At 43.5% G+C, this 4513-nt stretch carries 4 protein-coding genes; 3 read left to right on the top strand and 1 reads right to left on the bottom strand.

What is annotated here, in order from left to right; genetic code table 11:
• The first annotated feature begins 314 nt into the window (after window positions 1-314).
• The 3 genes from trxA (at window position 315) to L0J61_RS09485 (ending at window position 3161) form a co-directional block, all read left to right on the top strand.
• The gene (trxA, locus tag L0J61_RS09475) at window positions 315-641 is read left to right on the top strand and encodes a thioredoxin (protein ID WP_301466203.1); all 327 of its coding nucleotides are present in this window, start codon (window positions 315-317) and stop codon (window positions 639-641) included.
• A 554-nt stretch (window positions 642-1195) separates the two neighbouring features.
• The gene (rho, locus tag L0J61_RS09480) at window positions 1196-2464 is read left to right on the top strand and encodes a transcription termination factor Rho (protein WP_301466204.1); all 1269 of its coding nucleotides are present in this window, start codon (window positions 1196-1198) and stop codon (window positions 2462-2464) included.
• A gap of 457 nt (window positions 2465-2921) precedes the next feature.
• Window positions 2922-3161: a hypothetical protein gene (locus L0J61_RS09485; RefSeq protein ID WP_301466205.1), complete on the top strand. Its 240-nt coding sequence runs from the start codon at window positions 2922-2924 to the stop codon at window positions 3159-3161.
• A gap of 210 nt (window positions 3162-3371) precedes the next feature.
• Here L0J61_RS09485 and L0J61_RS09490 read toward each other — a convergent pair whose 3' ends face one another.
• A complete protein-coding gene (locus L0J61_RS09490) occupies window positions 3372-4259 on the bottom strand; it encodes a neutral zinc metallopeptidase (protein ID WP_301466206.1) in 888 nt (295 codons plus the stop codon).
• Window positions 4260-4513: the final 254 nt, after the last annotated feature.

Genomic DNA, 4513 nt, shown 5'->3' on the forward strand with positions numbered 1-4513 from the left:
AAATACTTATATTATATAAAATAGGTTAATTAAACAGCAAACTCGTAATTAGATTACAAATTTTATAGCATCAGTAGTATCAACTGACAGCGCCGTCACTGGCTGTATCATTGTGTTCGATTTATTGAGTCAATCGTAATTGTTAAACAGTTTAACTGGCCTGCATCTGTCAAGATTAAGCAAACATGTTAATATGATTGCACATTTTCATCATTTTAAACGATTCTTTAGTCACTCATCATTCTCTCATTACTCTACTGAGATTCACAAGTTGATGATTGGCAATAGGAATAATAAAACAAGAGAGATAAATTATGTCAGATCTTATCGTGAATACCACCGATGCAAACTTTGACCAAGACGTGCTGCAATCAGACCAACTCGTATTGGTAGACTTTTGGGCAGCTTGGTGCGGTCCTTGTAAAGCAATCGCTCCTATTTTAGAGGAACTAGCGACCGAGTACCAAGGCAAAGTTAAAATCGTCAAAGTCGACGTAGACAGCAACCCACAAGCGGCTAGCCGTTTTGGCATCCGCAACATCCCAACGCTGTTTGTTTTCAAAGGCGGCGAAAAAGTAGACTCGGTCATGGGCTTACAGCCTAAAGCTGAGCTAGCTAAAGTGCTAGACAAGCACCTATAAGCGAAAAGCGAAAACTGACTCGCCTCGGATAATGCTTGCGAGTGTTTTCAGCCTGCTATTCAAATAGCAGAGCAAGCCAATAAAAAACCATTACCACAACTAGGTAATGGTTTTTTGCTTGTTATTTATGCAAAAGAACCAATTATACAACTTTTTTGGCAAAATTTATTGACAAGGCTATCGAGAAAACCGTATAGTCTGCTGACAAGAGAAAACCAACGGTTTTCCTAAGTATCTTGTCGCTATTCTCCTCGTGTTTATCAACAAAAACACAATCGTCATTATAAACACCATTACTGAACGAAATGACTAAACACAATTACTGATACTGAGTTTTTGTCGCAAGCCCTTATGTAGCCTTCTTTATCTATACTTCTTATTGCCTTGCACTCTACAATTGCAACAGGTACATAAGCTGACAAACAATACCTAAAAACTACATAAACTCTAGCTCTGTGCATACCTCTATCGTCATACTATCGTTGTTTAAATCAATATCGTGACTTGTGCTGCTAATGGCATCTCTCATCTGATCAATTGCTAATGACCTATCTATGAATCTTACAGAATTAAAGAAAAAATCAATCTCTGAGCTATTGGCTATCGCCAAGAAAATGGGGCTTGATAATATGGCGCGTAGCCGTAAACAAGACATTATATTTGCCATTCTAAAAACCCATGCTCGTAACGGCGAAGCCATCTACGGCGACGGCGTGCTTGAGGTTCTTCCAGATGGTTTTGGCTTTTTACGCTCCTCAGAAGGCTCATATTTAGCAGGTCCTGACGACATCTATGTCAGCCCCAGCCAAATCCGCCGCTTTAGCCTCAAGACTGGCGACAGTATCGCTGGGACTATTCGCCCGCCAAAAGATTCTGAACGTTATTTTGCACTTTTAAAAGTCGGGGAAATCAACTTTGATACACCCGATCGCTCACGTCACAAGCTGATCTTCGAAAATTTAACGCCACTATTCCCAACTGAGCAGTTAAAACTAGAATTGGGTAACGGAACCACTGAGGATTTAACGGGGCGTATCATCGACTTGATCGCACCCATCGGCAAGGGTCAGCGCTCTATCATCGTCGCACCGCCCAAAGCAGGTAAAACGGTACTATTACAAACCATCGCACAGTCAATCACTCGCAATAACCCCGAATGCTATCTTATCGTGCTGTTGATTGACGAGCGTCCTGAAGAAGTGACAGAGATGGTTCGCACCGTCCGCGGTGAAGTGGTTGCTTCCACTTTTGATGAGCCACCACAGCGCCACGTACAGGTCGCTGAAATGGTCATCGAAAAAGCCAAGCGTTTGGTCGAACACAAACAAGACGTAGTCATATTACTGGACTCAATTACTCGCCTTGCTCGCGCCTACAACACAGTCAGCCCATCATCCGGTAAAGTATTGACCGGTGGTCTCGATGCCAATGCACTTGAACGCCCAAAACGCTTTTTTGGTGCAGCACGTAACGTTGAGGAAGGTGGCAGCTTGAGCATTATTGCCAGTGCACTTATCGAAACTGGCAGTAAAATGGACAGCGTTATCTTTGAAGAGTTCAAAGGTACAGGCAACCAAGAAATCACCCTCGAGCGTGATCTGGCTGAAAAACGCGTCTTCCCAGCCATTAATATCAAAAAATCTGGTACTCGCCGCGAAGAACGCTTACTTGATGAAGACAAGTTACGTAAAGTTTGGATTTTGCGTAAACTTCTACAACCTATGGATGGCGTACAAGCCACTGAATTTTTGTTAGAACGCTTAAAAGACGCAAAAACCAACGACGAATTCTTTGAACAAATGAAGCGCAAATCACAAAACTAATCTGAGCTTGATAGAGCTCGATATTATTTTTTCGCATTTAGCCTTCTTGCATTTGCTAGCGACTCAACCTATATGAAAAGACCGCCCTCGTGCGGTCTTTTTGTTTTCTATGAATACCAAAATAAAACGAAGGTGAGTTCTCACATCAAAAACGACAACTAAACAGGATTAAGCAGGATAAACGGTCTATCACCACAGCAAATCTATCTGACTTACAAAGCTAACATTCCTATATAAAACCTTTACTAACGACACAATACGGAAACACCCATTACAAGTTGCTTGCAAAGATTAGCGTTTGTACTACAGATGCATGACCAACAACAAGCTATTATCAAGGTTAATAGCAACAAAATCTAAGATGCCCAACGTATAAGACACCCAGCGCACATGTATCTTAAACTCACTTTTTTTCAAGCTTGATGACTTAACGCTCGACGACTTAATAGGTGAAAACATGAAACTTTCTAAAACATTTGCAATGACTGCTCTGACCAGCTCAGCACTTATTATTGGTGGCTGCTCAACCAGCGGGTATAACTCTGGTGTGAGCAACACAGCTAAGGGCGCAGCTGCTGGTGCCGCCGCTGGTGCCTTAATCAGAAGTGATGGTGATAGTAAAGATATAGCACGTGGCGCACTCGGTGGTGCGGCAGTTGGTGGCGCTGGTGCTTACATTCTCGATCAGACCAGATAATTGCCGTTGGATAGCTCCCGTTAGACAGCTCTTCCAAGGGGTGATGTGTTTTCGAATTATCCGTCAAAGGAATAAAAAACCTGCAATCATTGCAGGTTTTTTTGTTGCTTTTTGGCGTCAGTTTGCCACCATCGCCTCTCCACGGCAGCACATTTATCAATTTATAAAACACGTTTACGAGGCTCTGCTAGTTTATAAGACACTACCAGTTTATAAGGCACCACTAAAAGTGTCACATGATTGTACGTTGCCACTTTCCAGACCGCGGCTAAACCATTCAATGCGCTGTTGACTGGTACCATGAGTGAAGTTATCAGGCACTACCTCCCCACCGCTAGCACGAGCCAGACGGTCATCTCCGATTTGACCCGCTGCATTGATTGCTTCATCGATATCACCTGGTTCCAAAAACTGAACGCGCTGTTGATTACGCTGTGCCCAAACGCCCGCAAAACAATCCGCCTGCAGCTCTTGTAGCACTGACAACCTATTTGCTTCGGTACGAGTGACTTGACGACTGGCTTCATTCACTTGCTGAGTGATACCTAGCAAAGTCTGCACATGATGACCGACCTCATGTGAGATGACGTAAGCCTGAGCAAAGTCACCGGCTTTGCCTTCATTTTCTTGTCCTCCAGACCCTTGCTGATCACCTGAAATACCTAAGTTTTGACGCATCTCGACAAAGAACGAAGTATCAATATAGATCGTCTGGTCAGCTGGACAATAGAACGGTCCAGTTGCAGAGCTAGCACTGCCACAGGCGGAGCTGACATGCCCATCGAACAAAATCAACGCCGGCTCTTGATAGGTGCTGTTTGCTTCCTCAAATATTTGATGCCAGACGGCCTCTGTATCGGCCAATACCACTTTCACAAACTGCGTGTCTCGGTCGGTACTGGTCGCAGCCTCTGTAGATGTCTCACCACTACCACCTGTGACTGCTTGACCTGTCTGTAGCGCCGTCATAGGATTCATACCAAATACCAACCATAAAATACCGGCAATGATAATGCCACCGATACTGCCGCCTATCATCTTACCGCCACCCTTACTAGAGCGAACATTGGAGCTACCTCTTCTACCCTTCCATTTCATCAGACTCTCCTTCAAACTTGTCCGTCACATCACTGAGCTAATATCAGCTTTTAGCTCTATATATTATTTTCCACTTAATCAGGCTGTACTGCATAATATAGTGCTAAGCGAAATAGTAGCGTCAAACGACATAATAGTGTTAAGCGATGGCAATAATTTTAATACACCAATGGTCAAATTACCTAACTTTAATCATATCTAGGACTTACGCAACAATCAGTCTAGGCGAGCGTAACTGCTCGCAGAGATAGTCA

It is taken from the genome of Psychrobacter sp. (genome assembly GCF_030457785.1).
In the GTDB taxonomy this organism is placed as follows: domain Bacteria; phylum Pseudomonadota; class Gammaproteobacteria; order Pseudomonadales; family Moraxellaceae; genus Psychrobacter.